This window comes from Streptomyces sp. NPDC002868, from assembly GCF_055563295.1.
Map to the genome: position 1 here is coordinate 1 of NZ_JBVHDR010000046.1, position 16875 is coordinate 16875.

The following is a 16875-nucleotide window of genomic DNA, read 5'->3' on the forward strand; positions in this document are numbered from 1 at the left end:
GCATAGACCTACTCGCCCCCGTATGGAACCTCCTCGACCTCACCCCCGCCGGCCGCGGCAACTGGTTCCCCACACTGGACTATTGATCCCAGGCTACGTACGCAGAGTGTGGGAATTGACCCGTGGCGACGTTGCCGCCACGACGGTTTTCAAGATCGTCAACAGGCCTGACCCGCCCATGGAGACACCACCCTTCCGTCGTACCCGCCGCCCGCCGGACCGGGCGGCGGGTACGGGGCTGGGGCGGAGCAGCGGGCATGTTCCGGGAGCGCGTTGGTGCCCGGGGGTGTGCGGCAAGAGCTGTCTGTGCAGGGTGAGTTGTGTGGGGGTGCTGCTCAGGGGATGCTGAGTGCGGGGTGTTGTGCGGTGGGTCGGCATGCGCAGGACACGGGGGACTCCGGAGGGGGCCATGGCTGCTGTACGGGGAAGCGGCGTCCTGCAAGCATCGCAGGTGAGGATCTACTCGGCCGGTGGTGAGGTGGTCGGCGCCGGGTTCCTCGTTGCCGCGGATGTGGTGTGTACCTGCGCCCATGTCGTCTCCCGGGCGCTGGGTGTGCCGTACGGCACCGAGCAAGCGCCCAACGAGGCTGTGGAGCTCGATTTTCCGCTGCTGGGCGGCCGTCCTCGGGCGCGGGCCAGGGTGGTGTCCTGGCGGCGGGGCGGGGAGGACGTCGCGCTGCTGCGGCTGGAGACGGAGGTCGAGGGCGCGCGGCCGGTGCCGCTGGCCGACGGCACCGCCGTGTGGGGGCACACGTTCCGGGCGTTGGGCTTCCCGTCCGGGGCTGACCGCGGCATCTGGGCGTCAGGCACGCTCCGCGACGGGCAGGGCTCGGGGTGGGTGCAGATGGAGGCGCACGATCCGGGGCCGCGTATCGCGGAGGGGTTCAGCGGTTCGCCGGTCTGGGACGAGGTGCAGGACGGCGTCGTCGGGATGACGGTTGCTGCGCACCGGGGCGAACGCACTGCGTATCTGCTGCCGTCGGCCGAGCTGGTCGACGACCAGATAGTGCCGTCGCGTTCTCCGTTCAAGGGGCTTGCCGCCTTCACGGAGGACGATGCCGAGTTCTTCCATGGGCGGGACCGGGACGTCACCCGCGTTTGCGCGGCGGTGCGGCGGCGGCCGGTGACCTTGGTGGCCGGACCGTCGGGATGCGGGAAGTCGTCCCTGGTGCGGGCAGGGGTGCTCTCGCTCCTGCGGGCCGGCGGCATGGCCGTGTCCGAGCTGCGGCCCGTGCCCGGGGTGTCGGCTGCCACGGTGCTGGCCCGGGCGCTGATGGAAGTGCTGGAGCCGGGGGCGTCGGAAGTTCAGCGGCTGGCCGAGGCCGAGGCACTGGCGCAGCTGTTGGAGGGTGGCGAGGGCGTGCCTGCCCAGCTGCGGCGCCGGATCCTCGACCGCGCGGAGGCGGCGGGACATGTCGTGTTCGTCGACCAGCTGGAGGAGTACGCGGGCGCCGACCGCACCGCGGCACGTGTCTTGTTCGAGCTGCTTGCCGCCTTGGCGGGCCATGAGGGGCGGCTGCGTTACGGGTCGTCGCGACGGTACGGCCCGATTCCCTCGATGCGCTGGTGACGCCCGGCACCTCTCACCTCGTCAGCGAGGGCGTGCAGTTCCTCGCACCGCTTGACGCCGGGGACCTGGAGAAGGCTGTGACGGCGCCGGTTGAGACGATGCCGGGGGTGTGGTTCGAACCTGGGCTGCCGGAGCGGATCGTCGCGGACGCGGGGGAGGAGCCCGGGCGGATGCCGCTGGTGCAGTTCGCCTTGACGCAGTTGTGGGAGAACCAGACCCGCTCGATGCTCACCCATGCCGCGTATGACGAGTTGGGCGGTGTCGCGGCGGCGCTCGTCGGGTACGCGGATGATGTCCTCGACGGGATGCCGCAGACCCACCAGGAGGATGTGCGCCGGTTGTTTGTGCAACTGGCCCGGCCCGACGGGGACAGCTTCGCCCGCCGGCCCACCCGCACCGCCGACCTCTCCCCCGAGCTCCTTGGCTTGGCACGGGAGCTCGCCCCCAGCAAACTCGTGGTCCTCTCGCGCGCTCCTGGCGGCACCGAGCAGGAGGAGATTGTGGATCTGGCGCACGAGGCGCTTACCGCGCACTGGCCCCGCTTGCGCGAATGGCTGGCAGAGTCGCGGGACTTCCGCGGCTGGCAGGAACAACTGCGGACCGACCTGCGCCGCTGGCAGGAACAGCACCGTGAGACCGCCCGCTTGCTGAGCGGCACCGACCTGGAGACCGCTCGCCACAGGCTGGCAGGACACCGACATCCAGAAGACATCTCCGCCGAGGAACGCGCCTACGTCCAGCTCAGCTACCACCACAGCCGCCGACGGGTCCGGATCAAACGGGCAGCTGTCGGGGCCCTGGCCGTCCTCACCGTGCCTGCTGGCCCCGGGCGATCCGGGCCGTCCGTGGCTGGCTGGTGCCCTGGAACACGCTGCGACGCTACTGGCGGGCTTGGACACCCCAGCCCCCACCCACCGAACTCCAGGCCATAATCGACGCCGTCGCCACCGGCAGACCTCTTGATCTCTACTGCCCGGTCTAACAAACCACCGCTAGATGTAGGAGGCCAGGACATTACTGACGCCTTGGTGTAGCCGCGACGCAGGAGGTTCTCCATCAGCGGCGCTGTGGGGGCGGTGGAAGTTGTAGTGGATGTTCCAGATCGCGAGCGCTTCTCTACGCTGGTCTTCGGATAGCCATGCGCGGGCGTAGAGGAACTCCTCGGCAAGGATGCGGTTGTATCTCTCCACCTTCCCGTTGTGTCGAGGCGTGTACGGGGTGATCCGCTGGTGGCGTGACCCGAGCAGGGCCCGAGCGAATGCGTCAGCGCGGTAGCAGGCACCGTTGTCGGTCACGACTCGCTCGATGTGGGTGATGCCGTGGGCGGCGAACCAGACTCGCGCCCGGTGAAGGAACGCGACGGCAGTGGCCGCCTTCTCGTCAGGGAGCTCTTCGGTGTAGGCGAGCCTGGAGTACCCGTCGATGGCGGAATGGAGGTACACGTAGCCGCCGCGCTCGCTCTTGCCCTTGCGGCGCTCGACTGCCTTTGCCTGTTGACTTCCGCGACCGTGGATACGCCAGCCACCACCGTCCGGGATCCGGCCGGCCTTCTTCACGTCGACGTGCACCATGTGGCCGGGCCGTCGAGCAGTGATCGTCCGCAGCTCTCGGTTGGTCTTGCCGTTGGGGTCGATGAACTTCCGTCGGTTCAGACCGAGGGCGGCCAGGTGGCGGGTGACCGTGCGGCGCGAGATCACAACCCCGTCGCCGGCGAGCTCGTGGGCGATGCGAGTGGCCGACCACTTGTGAGCACGCCGCATCTCCTCAATGCGTGTAACCACGTCGACTGGTGTCGCGCTCGGCTGATGGTGCGGCGTCGAGCTTCGATCAACCAACCCGAGTTCGCCGTATCGCCGGTGCCGGTTCACCCACTTCGACGCCGTTGCTCGGGAAATCCCCATCTCTGCGGCGACATGCGCGATCGGACGAGTCTTGCAACGTTCGATCAACCGGCGGCGCCCCTCCACGGACAATGGTGCGTTCGCGTGGGTCATGGTGTCGTCGAGTCCGTACGAGACGCGTGGTGCCGTGCGCCGGTGACGATGAGTGAGACGTTCTGTCCGCCGAAGCCGAAGGAATTGCTGAGCACGGCCTCCTGGGGGACGTCTCGTCGCTCTGCGACGACATCGAGATCGATGTCAGGCCCGACGCCGGCCGCGGTGAGGTTGCGGGTCGGCGGGATGACGCCGTGCTCCACACTGAGGACGGCGATGAGCGCCTCGATCGCACCAGCCGCGCCAAAGAGATGACCGAGTGCCGCTTTGGGGGCTGTCACGGTGGCGCGGCCGAAGACCTCCCTGATCGCGTGTGCCTCGGCGACGTCGCCGACCGGAGTTCCGGTGGCGTGGGCGTTGATGTGGCTGATCTGCTCGGGAGCCAAGCCGGCTTGCGCGAGGGCCTTCCGCATGGCCGAGATCTGACCGGAGCCGTCGGGAGCGGGTGCCGTGATGTGGTGAGCGTCGGCGGCGATGCCGGCGCTCGCGAGTACCGCGTGGACGCGCGCGCCTCGGGCGCTGGCGTGCTCGGCGCTTTCGAGCACCATGACAGCGGCGCCTTCGCTGAGGACGAATCCGCTGCGGTCCGCGGCGAACGGCCGGGACGCTGAGGCGGGTTCGGCGGTGTGCCGCGACAGTGCTTGTGCCTGGGCGAAGCCGGCGACGGTGATCGGGGTGATCGCGGCCTCGGTCCCGCCCGCGATGACCACGTCCGCCTCGCCGGCACGGATGAGCCTGGCGCCCAGGGCAATCGCCTCGGCACCGGAAGAGCACGCCGAGACGGGTGTGTAGACCCCGGCCCGTGCGCCGTATTCGATACTGATCAGCGCCGCCGCCGCATTGGGCATGAGCATCGGGACCGTACGTGGCGAGACGCGCCGCGTCCCGGCCGCCTCCAGTACGTCGTCTTCCTTCAGCAGCGTCCGTATGCCCCCGATGCCCGTGCCGATCACTGATGCAAGCCGGTCAGGGTCCACCCGCGGGGCACCGGCATCGGCCCAGGCTTCGGCCGCTGCGGTGAGGGCTGCCTGCTGCGAGCGGTCGAGCCGCCTGGCCTGCACCGGCAGCAGCGACTCGGCAGGGTCGATCGCCATCGTCCCCGCGAAGGTGTCGGGAAGGCCGGCATCCTCCTGGCCACGAAGGACGCCGCCGCGGATGCCGGACTCGCCGGCAAGCAGGGCTTTCCAGGTGGACTCCACGTCTCCACCGAGTGGTGTGATCGCGCCGAGTCCGGTCACAACGACTTCAGTCCGGTGCATGCCCTTCAACCTTTCTTGTATGCGATACAAGTAAACAAAGCCTTGTTGTATCACATACAATTTGGGTGTGGAGAAGAAGCGAACCGAAGCTCGATCAACGTCGGCTCGGTCGCGTGACCGCGGTCGCGCGACGAGGCGCCGGCTGATTGAGGTAACTGCACGGCTCTGCAAGGAGCGGCCCGGCACTGACGTGAGCGTCGCGGAGATCGCGAACGCGGCAGGCGTCTTCCCCAATCAAGTCACCTACTACTTCGGCTCCAAGGACTCGCTGATCGTGCACGCCGCCTTTCTCGGCTTGCTGCACGACGCCCGACGGATGGAGCGCATCGGTCGCCAAGCCCCCGATGCGGCGACATTTCGGCGCAACATCGCCCGCGCCGTACTGTCTCTGCCCTCGCTCCCATCAGTCGCGCGAGCACTCGCAGCCGGGATCTCCAAGCCCGAACTCGCCCCCGTGGTCGACCGGCACCTCCAGTTGCTATTCCGGCAATCCGAGCGCTTCGTGAGCCAGCTCATCGACGCTCGCGGCTGGAGGGCCCGTCGACCGCTCGACGTGGAGGCCAGGACGTTCTGGAGCACCGCGCTCGGCGCAGTGCTGCTCGTCCGCGCCGGGGCACACGGCACCGTCGCCGACCTAGACCTCGCCGGAGCATTGACCATCCACGACGAACCCGAGCGCGGCTAGCTCAGTCGAAGGGGCCTGCGGCGACGACGTCCGCGGTTCCCGCCCGACGGTGGCCTTGTCGCGGTCGGCATGTTCGCCGTCGCCGACGAACTCCACTGTTGCGGCTAGAGCAAGGCGTCAAGAACCTGCTTGCCAGCAACAGCTAGAGCAGGACGATGTAATCCCCTTCTGCCAGCGCCAGTTGGAGGAAGAGCGGACTGCCCACGACCCGCTCCGGGGACGCCTGCAGCAGGAGGAACACCGTCTTCATGGTGAGGGGGAGGTCCCCGGAGAAGAAGCGGTGGTTGCTGGAATTGATGTTGAATGACCCGTCAGGCTGCGGCCCTTCGCTGAAGTAGCGCAGCGACGCGTCGAGGAGCAGCGGCCTTCCGCCCACGTCGCAGACGAGCGTGACGACCTGGTCGGTGTGCGGGTCCGTCAACGGCTGCGCTACCCGGAAGAGGCCCGTGCAGTGGTAGTACATGCCCACCACCCCCGCGCCGTCCAGCGCGGTGATCGGCCGGATCGCGGACTCGGTGGCGAGCGCGGCGAGGACCTTACGGAGCTTTTCGACGTACCCCATCTTCAGCTTGCTGTCGCGCTGCAGCACGCCCTTGCGGCCGTACGATCCACCCGCCCTGAACAGCGACAGGATCTGCCCGATGCCCCAGTTGGCGTGGGCCGACACGGTCACGTCGACCTGCTTGGTCTGCGTCTCGGAGAGCTCGTAGTAGGCCTTCGGGTCGAGCTGCTCGTAGAGGCTGTCGACCTTGGCACGGGACACGTAGCAGAAGTACTCCAGAGGCATACCCGCCGCCTTCTAGTCAGAGGGAATCAGGCGCTCGTACTGGGCGAGGACCCAGGGGGCCCTGAGGTGGGGGCTGCCGTCCAGGAGCTGCTTGAGCAGCGGGTATGTGGTGGTGACAGGATCCTCGACGAGGGCTCCTTGCTCCATCCACACGCCCACGCACGGCAGGTCGTTCTCCTCAGGCTCGCCCTCGGTGAGCCGCACGGCGAGCGTGACGGCTTGGTCAACCAGGGCCGCGCCCGGGTCCGCGTGGCCGGCCTGCAGCAGGGCCAGGCCCGCGTTGAACCAGACCGCTGGCAACTTACCGGCGTCGACGATGTCGCGCAGGCTCAGCAGCAGGGCCGCCGCGTTCTCGTACTGCCCCTGCCGGCGCAGGACATAGGCATAGCTGGCTCGCGACCAGGGGCTGTGGGGGTGGATGCGGCACGCCCGCTCCAGCAGCTGTGCGGCCTCGGCATACCGCTCGTCCCGCAGCGCCTCCGCGGCCTGCCGCAGCACCGGGGCCGCGGCGCGCTCGGCGTACCCCAACTCCTTTACATGCTGGGTGAGTTCCTTGGGCCCTTCTGCGTCCAGGTCCAGCGGGGTCGACTCCACCAGGGCCTGCGCCTTCGCCACCTCGCCGCAATCCAGATGCGCCTCGACGAGCGTGGCGTCGTCCGCGCAGTGGTAGGGGAAGATTCGCTTCATCCGCTCGGCGATGTCCAGCACGGTCCGCGGCAGTTGCCCGTGCGCCGCCGCGAACAGGCAGTAGCGGTAGTAGTCGCAGTAGTTGGGCTCGATGGCCAGGACGCGATGCGTCACCTCCAGGGCCACGTCCGTACGGCCCTGGGCCAGCAAGACGCCCGCCAGATTGGTGAGCGCGATGGTGTGCGCGGGGTGTTCTCTCAGGATCTTCGTATAGGCGGCGTGTGCGGCGTCGTAATCTTCCTCCCGGAGCAGCACCAACGCCGCGTCGAGCACCTCTCGTGCGAACGGTCCACCGCAGTCGCCAGCGTTGTCCTGCATTTCGAAGACCCCACCGTGCAGCTCCAGCAGCCGCTGGTGCATGAGGACCTTTCTGAGTTTGGGTTCCTGCCACAGCGCCCGGTGCCCTTCCGCAAAAATCGTGCCGCGTTCCAGAGCCGTTGCCTGCTCCCGGAAGATCTTGATGACGTGCAGGGCCAGACCGGAACGGCTGTTGACCAGCAGGTGTGTCACACGGTCGGCGCCCTCGCCGAGATACGCGCCGATGGTGTATATGCACCCGTCGACGACCACCGTTCTGCCCTCGAAGTCCTCCGGCAGGTCGTGCACCAGGTCGAGTTCCGGCATGGATGCCCCCTCGTCCGGCAGGGGGCCACCCCCCCTTCTCCGGCAGACACCAGTGTCCCGCGGAGCCGGCCCCTCACCAAGCCGTCCGGGCGCGCAGGCCGGATGTCTTGTGAAGGGCCCACCTCAGGCCGGGCACGTGGCGGGCAGAGGAGGACGGTGACCGCGTGCACGTAAGCGTGGTCGGTGGCCACGGTGATATCGACAGAGCCTCGAGTGCCGCCTGCAGTGTCGCGGAGTCTCGCTTCCACCGTTTCGGAGTCGTGAATTGTCGCAGCTGCTATAGGACCGGATCCCCTATGAAGCCCACGAGAGCGCCGGCCCCTCCACCCGATGCGACTGCTCAGGATCAGCGACAGGACGGCCCTGTTCGACACCCGAAGACGAGAACAAGCTCAGGCCGGAGCAGACGGCCGCTAGGGGGAGGCCGCCCGTTGCCAGCTCACGGTTGGGACGCGGAGCTGGGAGCATCGTCGCCGCCGGGGACAGGGCTGCCACGCGGACGCCGGACCTGAGCCTGGCCGAGTCCCGGCTCGCCCACGTGGCCGTCACCCGAGCACGCCAGCAGCTCGACCCTTTACGGACTGTCCTGGATCTACGACCATCCCGACGGCAGCCCCGAACGCCCCTCGCACGTACGGAGAAACCTACTGACCCCGCACGAGCAAGACCCCAGCAGCCGCCAGCGAACCATCGCCCTGGGACCGGCTGGGGCCGCCTCCAGAAGCGTGAGCACGAGACTCGACTGTGCCCAGCGGGCCCCCTGTTGGCGGGGATAGGCCCGCCAAATGCTGGCTGACCGCTCGGTAGAGTGGCGGCCATGCGGATGAAGATCGTTATTGCTGTCAGTGTGATGGGCCTGGCAATCACCGGGTGTTCGGACGGAGGGTCCGCCGCCGACGCGGCGCCGCCAGTTGCCTTGCTGCCGCACAAGGTGCCCAAGCCGCCTCCGCGGCCGGACGACGAGCCGGCCACGGCCGCCGATGCCACGTTCAGTCAGAACTTGGAGTGGGAGCTGCGTCGTAAGACCCGTGCCATGGCTGCGGCCGCAGGTAAGGTCACCGCGGAATGCCCGAAGGATCTGGGGTCGAAGAGCGGTACCGAGGTGAGCTGCACGAGCACCTACAGCGGTCTAGAGCTGACGTGGGATGTGCACATCGGCGACGCATCCGAATGGTCGGACTCCGTGGTGCAGTACACGGCCGTTCCCCGCAAAGGTCTTCTCACCCGCGACGGCATCGTGCGCTACTTCTACGGCAACAGCTCGGCGGACGAAGTGCGCTGCAACGCCATTCCCGAAGCCGTGCTGGTGCCCTTGAACCAGCCCACCAGCTACGAGTGCCAGAACATTTACAAGGACAAGGGGCCGATGTTGCCCGAGAAGGTCAGAGCCACCGACAGCGGGCCCAGCCAGGTGTTCTGACCACGACAAGGTCACTGCCCGGTGCTGTTGCCGAGCACACTCAGCGGCGGCTGACACAACCGGTTGTTTGCCAGAGACCTGAACCGAAACCGGTGCTACCGCTACGGCTGTGTTGGGTTCTTCGGGGATCAGGCACAAATGCCGTGAGGACGATCGACGGGGTGCAGTCTCGGTGACGTAGCGTCACCGAGACCGTGGTCGGCGTTCACGGCGGAGTTATCGGAGCGGTCCTTGCTCGTCGACGAACACGGTGGGCGTGGACAGGAACACCTCGGTGTTCGCCGGGCCGTAGGCGATGTTGAACGTGCCCAGCCAGTACGACCAGTCCTGCATCCCCGCCGCGCTCCTGAAGCGATAGTTGAGCTGCCAGGGGCCGTCGCGGCCGGGGCGGGAGGGCGCTCGGTGATCACGACTGGGAACGGTACGTAATTCCGTGCCTCGAACTTTCATCCACAAAGCCCTCCTGAACAGGGCAAACAAACACCTGGGCCCGGACCGCCCAAGAGACCCGACGCCTGAAGTGACTGAAGTCACAACGGAGTTGGGCGAAATCGAGCGCCCCGCACCATCCCCTGATCGCCTTCCGCTCGCCTTCAGCGCCCTCGTCACACAAACGGATGAGCCGCCAGATCAGGACACGCTCGACCCCGCCTGTGGGGGGCAGGTGGGCCTTCCTCGCCTGTTTCCGTGGCGGTGGCCGGTGCGGCTCAGCTCAGCCAGGTCGTGGCGTACGCCTCGGTGGCGTCTCGCCGGTACTCGGCCAAGCCCGGCGCGGGTCTTGCCTGGTGGAATGATGTGCGGCGCGGCATGATCGCGGCCATGCTGATCGCTCATGAAGGTTGTTCGCCGACGGTCCACCCCACGGCCTATGTTGCTCCGACCGCCACGCTGTGCGGGGACGTGCGGGTGGGGGCCGGGTGCCGAGTCCTGTTCGGTGCGGTGCTCACTGCCGAGGGCGGGCCAGTGGAGCTGGGCGAGGGCTGCATCGTGATGGAGAACGCGGTCCTGCGTGGTACCCGACGGGATCCGCTGATTCTGGGACGGCAGGTCCTGGTGGGCCCCACCTCCTACCTGACCGGCTGCCGTGTCGAGGACGAGGTCTTCCTGGCCACCGGCAGCCGCGTCTTCAACGGGGCACTGATCGGGACCCGCTCCGAGGTGCGGATCAACGGCATCGTGCATCTGCGCACCGTGCTGCCCGCCGGCTCGATGGTGCCGATCGGCTGGATCGCCGTCGGCGACCCGGTGCGCGTCCTTCCGCCGGAGGACCACGACGGGATCTGGGCGGTGCAGAAGAATCTGGACTTCCCCGGCTACGTCTTCGGCCTGGACCGCCCCGCCGACGGCGAGAGCCTGATGCCGGCCATCTCCGAACGCTTCGGCCGCGGCCTCGGCCGCCACAGCAACGACCAACAGATCTGAGCCCTGCTGGAGGAGCTCGGTCCTGCCGTCCACCGCGCGGATCCACCAGGCGAGCCGTGATGAGTGCCGCGATCGGCCTTGCGGCGAGCCACCGACACCTTGCCGTCGGCGAGTGACGGTCATAGTCGGCCCGGCGCGCGCGGAAGCCCCGGAGGGCGGGTTGAGGTCAAGCACTCGGACCGGCTTGGCCTCCTCCCATTTGAACCGCACCCGCACGCCCCGGCCAGGGAACTCACGAGGCGGAGGAGCTAGGCGATCGCGTCGGGGCGATCAGGTTGCCGATCCGGCTCGTGCCCGAGCCGGGCTGCCCACCAGGAACACCACGGTCGGGACATCCTGAGGAGTGCGCCCTGACAGAAGCTGGGGAAACGATCCGCTCCTGGAAGATGCGCTTGTTCTGCTCCGCGGGGGGGGTAAGTAGGCGGCGGCCTCGTCGCTCACGCACGGCCCCGCGGATCTCGTCCGCCAGGGCGGCGTACCGGCGCCGGACCTCAGCGATCCTCTCCTGATATGGAGTACGGGTCACGGCGGCCGCCACCGGTCCCATCCCGCTGAGGCACATTGTCGTGTGTGCTGGCCCTGGAGGCCCGGAGGGGCGGTCCTGTCATGCGAGCGGTGTTAGCTCCAGGCCCGTCCGGCGGCTGACACGATCAAGTAGGGACAGTGCCCAAGCGTTGCGTTCGTCCACGCAGGCTTCGATGCGTTCCTGAACGTGGAGTAAGTCTCGATGCCTCTCATCACCGGTCAGCGATTCGATCCTCATGATGCGATCCGTTGCAGTGCGGAGCATGCCAAAGAGGTCCAGGGTTCCTACACTCGTAATTCTGAGGTGCGTGAGTTCCGCCAGCCGCAGTCGCAGCTCCTCCGAATCACGCGTGGCCTCTGCTTCGAACTGATCGAGGCTGAGCCGCTGAAGCGCTGCGTCGCGATGTGCGCGTCGGAGAAGATCCAGCCATACATCAACAACGACGCGGGCACGAACGTACCTGTCGAGGTCCAATGTGGCCTGGTTCTCCGCCCTGATGTTCCGCTCGGCTTGCTGTCGGCGCCGCTCCACCTGAAGCGGTCCGAAGTAGCCGACGGCTGCTCCCACTGCAGCGCCCAGGAACCCGCAGACTGCCCCCACCAGTGCCGCGTCCATGCCCACCTCATTCCAGTCGGACGCTCTCCCACGCCCTCGTCCTGGAGCTATTCGGCTGTGGCAGGCTGCAGAAACTCGTTTAGCTTGAGTTTTAACCTCCGAGGGTTCGTGCGGTGCCGTGATGGGTTGCGTCCCCACACGTCGTCGGCCTCATGGCAGATCACGTTGGTGACGTGCACCGGGGTTCTGGAACACCGCACTGACATCCGCGATTCCCACCGGGGTTCCGAAACCCGGTGTGGGTCTTGGCAGTTCGGCCGATCCTGGAACCCGCCGGTCAGCGCGGCGGCATGGCTGACTGGCACGGTGTGCGTGACGCATCCCGTGTCGGTCACCAGGTGAAGCAGAAAGCTGGTCGGTTCGTGCAGGTAGCCGATCATGCGGTCGGCGCGCATGCACAGCTCGCTCTGGCGGTAGGTACTGGGCGCAATCGCCAGCATGGTGTCGCCGAAGGATGCACTGATGGACCTGTGCACGTGGCCGGCGAGCACCCGGACCAGGCGCCGGAATCTTCGCCCTCGCCAGGGCGGTCGCGAACGGCACGGCCGGGCCTGCGGTGCTCGTCTCGTTTCCTGATCGCGGGCGTGGCGAGCGCGGCCGCGGCCTTCTCGTACGCCGAGTTCGCGGGCATGATCCCGAAGGCGGGTTCGGCGTACACCTACGGCTATGCCGTGCTCGGCGAGTTGGCGGGCTGGTTCATCGGCTGGGACCAGTTGCTGGAGTACACAGCGATCGTGGCGGTGGTCGCCATCGGAATCTCGGGCTACTTCGGCTTCCTCCTCGGTGCGATGGGGGTAGCGGGGGGCGTGAGGTCGATCTGTTCGCGATGATCCTGTGTCTGTTCACCGCGTACCTGCTCACGCTCGGCATCAAGAACGCGGCCCGGTTCGAGACGGTCGTGGTGGTGCTGAAGGTCCTGGTCGTCCTGCTGGTGATCATCATCGGCTTCTTCCACATCGACACGTCCAACTACAACCCGTTCTTCCCGTACGGCGTCGGCGGGGCGTTCACGGGTGCTGCGACCGTCTTCTTCGCCGTGTTCGGGTACGACGCCATGTCGACGGCAGCCGAGGAGTCCAAGGACGCACAGCGGCACATGCCGAGGGCGATCATCTACTCGCTGGCGATCTCGATGGTGCTGTACGTGCTGGCCTGTCTGGTGCTGACGGGTATGCAGAACTACACGGAGATCGATCCGGAGAACGGGTTCTCCACGGCCTTCAAGTCGGTGGGGCTGGGCGGTCTCGCAAACCTCATCGCGGTGGGCGCGATCATCGGCATCCTCACGGTGATGTTCACCTTCATGCTGGGCGTGACCCGGGTTTGGTTCTCGATGAGCCGCGACGGGCTGCTGCCGCACTGGTTCGCGAAGATGCACCCGACGCGGCATGTGCCGGTGCGGGTGACGTGGATCGTCGGCGTGGCGTCGGCACTGATCGCCGGGTTCCTGCCGATCGGCGAGGCGGCGGAGCTACTAACATCGGCCTGCTCGCGTTCGTCGTGGTGTGCATCGCGGTGATCGTGCTCCGTTACCGGCAGCCGGACCTGCCGCGGAGTTTCCGCTGCCCGGGAGTGCCGTTCGTGCCGGCGACCGGTGTCGTGTTCTCACTCTGGCTGATCACGTTCCTGGCCTGGCAGCCCTGGCTCCGGTTCGTGGTGTGGCTCCTGATCGGCCTGGTGATCTACTTCGGGTACTCGTACCGGAAGTCGAACCTGGCGAAGGAGGAGAGCAGGGCTACGCCGAAGCAGCTGTGACGTGACCGGCCGCGGCGTGGACCGCGGGCAGGGGCGCCCGACCGCCGGTCCCGGCCGGGTCGGCGGGCCCGGTCCCCTGGCCCGCTTTACGGCGTTTCGAACAGAGGGCGCCGTCGTCGGCCGTTTCACTGCGTCGGCGCCACCTACCCTCTGGAGCGCGCGGCCGATGCCAGCATGCCCTGTCCGTCGGCAGCACCCTGGGCAAGGCCGTCGTCGAGATCCCCTGCCCCCGTCGGCCGGCCCGGAAAGCCGCCCGGGCATGCCGACTCGTCGAACACACACTGGCAGCCGCGATCGTCGTCCGTTCCCGGTCTCAGGCAAGGGCCTCGAAAGGTCCCCCATGTGCGGATCGGGAACGCTCGCGACGACGTCGGTCTGGGCTACGCCTAGACGATTGATTCCCCGATGAATGGGACTGCTGGAACTGCGGCGCGCTGAACTACACCCCCGACTAGGTGTGCAACTGACTAGCGGGGGTGGCGGCGTTTGCGGGCGCGGAGGACACCGGCAACGGTGACGACGCCAGTGAGGAGGGCGGCGAGCGGAAGGCCCCACCCCCGTAGCGGGCCCCGGGTTGTCTTGGCGGCTGGCTGGCTGGCCGACTGCGGTCTGGTGTGGGGGTCACTGGACCGGGCGATGTCCAGGCAGGTCGGCATCCACTCCAAGGCCATCTCGACCTTCCCGGCGGACATCTCCAGCAAGGCCACTTCGGTTCCCGCCTCGGCGCCGACGTTCACGCGCAAGGTGAGGGTGATCACCGGCAGCCCATCCCGGTCCTCGGCGATGGAACCAGGCGGCGGTGTGTACGGTTGGATTGGATGCAGGCGGGGACGCAGGAAGTCCGGTGCGTCGTGCAGCCCTGTCCAGGTCACGGCCTGCCAGCGGCCCTGTGCGTCCCTGTACTCGACCCCCGCTCCTTTGACGTGTCGCGACCGGTTCTTGGCATCCACCACATCCAGATCCCACCGGTACTGCTCCCTTGCCGGCTCGAAGTCTGTGAGCCGCACACGGAAGGTGTGCCAGCCACTACCTGACACGATGGCTTGAGGCGCTCCGATGAAAGCGAAGTCGAACAAGCTGTCCGGCTCGTCGTCCCGGTCGGGATGGTCGACCTTCTCCGCCCACGACATTGGGCACTGCATGAGTGGTTCCTCGGGCGGCGGTGACGGGCTGGGCGATGCCGCAACCGCCGTCCCGTGCACCGCGACCAGTACTGCGGCCACCACACTCACCATCCCTCCGGACACCCGCTCCCGCCCTTCCTACGTCAGCAACCAAACACGTACATGACCCATAGGGAGCCCAGATGGTTGCGTGGCGAGGGGCAGCCTCATCGATGCCGACGGCCGCACCGGCGGCAGACCACCCGCCTTCGACCGTGAGGTCTACAAGCGGCGCAACACCGTCGAACGCGGCATCAACCTACTCAAGCAGCGGCGCGGCCTCGCCACCCGATACGACAAGACCGCCACCATCTACCAAGCCGGACTCCACCTCGGCGCCATCTTCATGTGGGCCGCAAGGTGATCCGAAAGCAGCGGCCTAGCGCCGCCCACTCCACTCCCCTGCTGCACTACGCCGAAGGGCCGCCGGACATCACCGGCGGCTGCCCTTCGGCGTTCCTCGTAGGAGCCTGCGATGTCCCATCCCGCACTCTCCCCCGCCAGAGAGCACCCCACCAGCACCGCTGCCGCATCACCGGCGGAACTGTCCCTCGAGGACCGCCTGACGCTCATCAACGCGGCGATGACCGTCGCCCTGGACCAGGCCGCCGTCGCCTACGAGGTCAACACCGCGCACATCCCCACCGAGCCGGTCGACCTGGGCGTCGTCGTCACCGTCCCGATGACCCCGACCCTCCAGCCGCTGCCGGGCCCGTACCCGACCCCGGTCGCCGCGCTGCTGCAGCGCGCCCACCATCGGCTGGGCACCGGCGGCTGGTGCAGCGGCGCCCTGGTCGATACAGAGGGCGCCCGTTGCCTGTACGGCGCGATCCACGCCGAAGCTCGCGGCGATCAGAGCCTGGAGTCGCACGGCCTGGAGGTCCTGATGAACGCGATCCGCCGTCAGTTCGGCGACGCCGACTCCGTGCCCTCCTTTAACGACGCGTGGAACAGCGGCCGCATCCCGATGCGAATGCTCGACCAGGCCGCCGAGCAGATTCCGCGAGCTGGACCAGTAACTTGCCAGCCCATGCGGGAATCGGGAAGTCGCCGACGTCTGACCTTGCTGAGCAGACAGTCGGAGGCGACGAAGCCCGCGAGACCGCCGACCCCGTCCACCTCATGCGGCTATTCGGCATCACATCGACGACTCCGATCCATCACGTCCGCGCAGCCACCCAGAACTGTTCGGCGTCGACCCCACGCAGGCATGACACGTCGGTCAGCTTTTCCGGGCTTCGATCAGGAAGCGCTGCGAGTACGCCACGAAGGGCCCATGGCGCTCCATGAAGTCGTGGAGCTCCGCAAGACGATCGCGATACGCGTCCACCGTGAAGTCGGGGACGATCCATATGACCTTGCGCAGGAAGTGGATCACTGCCGCAATGTCGTGGAAGTCGATCCGGAGAGCTTCTTGGCGCAGATCGACGACTTCCAGACCCGCCGCTTCCGCACTGGCCGTGGCCTCTATCGCACTGGTGCCGGCTGTCGTCAAGAAGGGGTCTCGGGACGCATGAGTGGAAGCCTGCTGCTGACCCATCATGAAATCGGTCAGTTCTCGCACCGAGCCTGAGCCGACCTGCTGGGAGAGGTAGGTGCCGTTCGGGCGCAGAACCCGGCGAATCCCGTCCCAGCGGGTCACCACGGGATGACGGCTGACGACCAGGTCGAAGTGATCCGGCGGGAACGGCAGGTCGGCCGCATCCTCTACCTCGACGACGGTGGCATGGAACTTGGCCAGGTTGCGCCGGGCGATCTCCAGATTCGGCTGCCATGACTCCGTCGCCGCCACCACAGGCGGGGCAACTGGGACGGACGCCAGCGCCTCCCCACCGCCGGTTTGGATGTCGAGAGCGGCCTCGGCCCTCGACATCCGGTCCGCGAGCAGCTTCGCATAGCCCCACGACGGGCGCTGCTCGGTCGCGCGTCCGGCGAACCACGAGAAGTCCCAGCCCTCCGTCGGGACGGCTTCCCCCTCGGCGACAAGATCTTCGAACCTGGGCATGGGAGCGAGGATGGCAGACGTCCAAGAGGCACGCACAACGATTACAGCGGTGCCAGGCGGCGGGACCTGCAACCAGAAGAGAAACCCGACGCCTTCGCAACACGGCCCGACTCGCGTTGACAGGTGACGTCCCCGCCTCGATCCTCGCTGCCCTCACCGGGACCAGCATCGACAACGCAACGCGCTGGGCGAACTTCGTCAAGCGCAACTGGACCGACTACATCGCCAGCCGTCGAAGCGACAGCTGATTACCCGCAGGCAGAGCCCGCCAGTCGGCGGCGGCCAAAGTGGCGGTACGGGAGCTCCCGCGGCGCGCTCCTACTGCGGTCGCATCAGGTCCAAGTCCTCACCCCATGCGTCCAA

General features: G+C 67.6%; 14 protein-coding genes and 4 pseudogenes. 10 read left to right on the forward strand and 8 right to left on the reverse strand.

The window, feature by feature from the left end; all coding sequences use genetic code 11:
• The first annotated feature begins 409 nt into the window (after nucleotides 1-409).
• The 3 genes and pseudogenes from ACZ3H8_RS39490 to ACZ3H8_RS39500 form a co-directional block, all read left to right on the forward strand.
• Complete coding sequence (locus ACZ3H8_RS39490) at nucleotides 410-1570, forward strand: serine protease (protein ID WP_467410042.1); 1161 nt, start codon at nucleotides 410-412, stop codon at nucleotides 1568-1570.
• A pseudogene (locus tag ACZ3H8_RS39495) lies at nucleotides 1567-2145 on the forward strand (nSTAND1 domain-containing NTPase); the annotation flags it as partial. The gene ACZ3H8_RS39490 and the pseudogene ACZ3H8_RS39495, both read left to right, overlap by 4 nt.
• 235 nt (nucleotides 2146-2380) lie before the next feature.
• Nucleotides 2381-2533: pseudogene (locus tag ACZ3H8_RS39500) on the forward strand (IS701 family transposase); the annotation flags it as partial.
• Nucleotides 2534-2562: 29 nt separating this feature from the next.
• Here ACZ3H8_RS39500 and ACZ3H8_RS39505 read toward each other — a convergent pair.
• Complete coding sequence (locus ACZ3H8_RS39505) at nucleotides 2563-3564, reverse strand: IS481 family transposase (protein WP_467410045.1); 1002 nt, start codon at nucleotides 3562-3564, stop codon at nucleotides 2563-2565.
• Nucleotides 3561-4823, reverse strand: a complete 1263-nt coding sequence (locus tag ACZ3H8_RS39510; RefSeq protein WP_467410046.1) for a beta-ketoacyl-[acyl-carrier-protein] synthase family protein — start codon at nucleotides 4821-4823, stop codon at nucleotides 3561-3563. The genes ACZ3H8_RS39505 and ACZ3H8_RS39510 overlap by 4 nt, the downstream gene beginning before the upstream one ends.
• 67 nt (nucleotides 4824-4890) lie before the next feature.
• Between ACZ3H8_RS39510 and ACZ3H8_RS39515 the strand changes: the two genes are divergently transcribed.
• A complete protein-coding gene (locus ACZ3H8_RS39515; RefSeq protein ID WP_467410047.1) occupies nucleotides 4891-5508 on the forward strand; it encodes a TetR/AcrR family transcriptional regulator C-terminal domain-containing protein in 618 nt (205 codons plus the stop codon).
• 142 nt (nucleotides 5509-5650) lie between these two features.
• Here ACZ3H8_RS39515 and ACZ3H8_RS39520 read toward each other — a convergent pair whose 3' ends face one another.
• Complete coding sequence (locus tag ACZ3H8_RS39520) at nucleotides 5651-6295, reverse strand: DUF7019 family protein (protein WP_467410050.1); 645 nt, start codon at nucleotides 6293-6295, stop codon at nucleotides 5651-5653.
• A 12-nt stretch (nucleotides 6296-6307) separates the two neighbouring features.
• A complete protein-coding gene (locus ACZ3H8_RS39525) occupies nucleotides 6308-7606 on the reverse strand; it encodes a tetratricopeptide repeat protein (RefSeq protein WP_467410052.1) in 1299 nt (432 codons plus the stop codon).
• Between the two features lie 817 nt (nucleotides 7607-8423).
• On the opposite strand from ACZ3H8_RS39525, the gene ACZ3H8_RS39530 reads away from it, so the two are divergent.
• Together ACZ3H8_RS39530 and ACZ3H8_RS39535 are read left to right on the forward strand one after the other, a co-directional pair.
• Nucleotides 8424-9026, forward strand: coding sequence for a hypothetical protein (locus tag ACZ3H8_RS39530; protein ID WP_467410053.1), 603 nt, complete (start codon nucleotides 8424-8426; stop codon nucleotides 9024-9026).
• A 687-nt stretch (nucleotides 9027-9713) separates the two neighbouring features.
• Complete coding sequence (locus tag ACZ3H8_RS39535; protein ID WP_467410055.1) at nucleotides 9714-10448, forward strand: gamma carbonic anhydrase family protein; 735 nt, start codon at nucleotides 9714-9716, stop codon at nucleotides 10446-10448.
• Between the two features lie 604 nt (nucleotides 10449-11052).
• Here the strand turns inward: ACZ3H8_RS39535 and ACZ3H8_RS39540 are convergent.
• On the reverse strand, nucleotides 11053-11589 hold the full coding sequence (locus tag ACZ3H8_RS39540; RefSeq protein ID WP_467410056.1) for a hypothetical protein: 537 nt from the start codon (nucleotides 11587-11589) through the stop codon (nucleotides 11053-11055).
• Between the two features lie 47 nt (nucleotides 11590-11636).
• Nucleotides 11637-12080: a hypothetical protein gene (locus ACZ3H8_RS39545; protein ID WP_467410058.1), complete on the reverse strand. Its 444-nt coding sequence runs from the start codon at nucleotides 12078-12080 to the stop codon at nucleotides 11637-11639.
• Nucleotides 12081-12088: 8 nt separating this feature from the next.
• Between ACZ3H8_RS39545 and ACZ3H8_RS39550 the strand changes: the two are divergent.
• Nucleotides 12089-13344 (forward strand): annotated as a pseudogene (locus tag ACZ3H8_RS39550) (amino acid permease); the annotation flags it as partial.
• A 467-nt stretch (nucleotides 13345-13811) separates the two neighbouring features.
• On the opposite strand, the gene ACZ3H8_RS39555 reads toward ACZ3H8_RS39550, so the two are convergent.
• The gene (locus ACZ3H8_RS39555; RefSeq protein WP_467410059.1) at nucleotides 13812-14486 is read right to left on the reverse strand and encodes a hypothetical protein; all 675 of its coding nucleotides are present in this window, start codon (nucleotides 14484-14486) and stop codon (nucleotides 13812-13814) included.
• A 172-nt stretch (nucleotides 14487-14658) separates the two neighbouring features.
• Between ACZ3H8_RS39555 and ACZ3H8_RS39560 the strand changes: the two genes are divergently transcribed.
• The gene (locus ACZ3H8_RS39560) at nucleotides 14659-14871 is read left to right on the forward strand and encodes a hypothetical protein (RefSeq protein ID WP_467410060.1); all 213 of its coding nucleotides are present in this window, start codon (nucleotides 14659-14661) and stop codon (nucleotides 14869-14871) included.
• A 318-nt stretch (nucleotides 14872-15189) separates the two neighbouring features.
• Nucleotides 15190-15441, forward strand: a pseudogene (locus ACZ3H8_RS39565) (DUF6197 family protein); the annotation flags it as partial.
• 288 nt (nucleotides 15442-15729) lie between these two features.
• On the opposite strand, the gene ACZ3H8_RS39570 reads toward ACZ3H8_RS39565, so the two are convergent.
• Nucleotides 15730-16512, reverse strand: coding sequence for a methyltransferase domain-containing protein (locus ACZ3H8_RS39570; protein WP_467410062.1), 783 nt, complete (start codon nucleotides 16510-16512; stop codon nucleotides 15730-15732).
• Between the two features lie 116 nt (nucleotides 16513-16628).
• Here ACZ3H8_RS39570 and ACZ3H8_RS39575 point away from each other — a divergent pair, with 116 nt between their 5' ends.
• Nucleotides 16629-16760 (forward strand): hypothetical protein, encoded by a 132-nt coding sequence (locus ACZ3H8_RS39575; protein WP_467410063.1) that lies wholly within the window; start codon nucleotides 16629-16631, stop codon nucleotides 16758-16760.
• The last annotated feature ends 115 nt before the right edge of the window (nucleotides 16761-16875 follow it).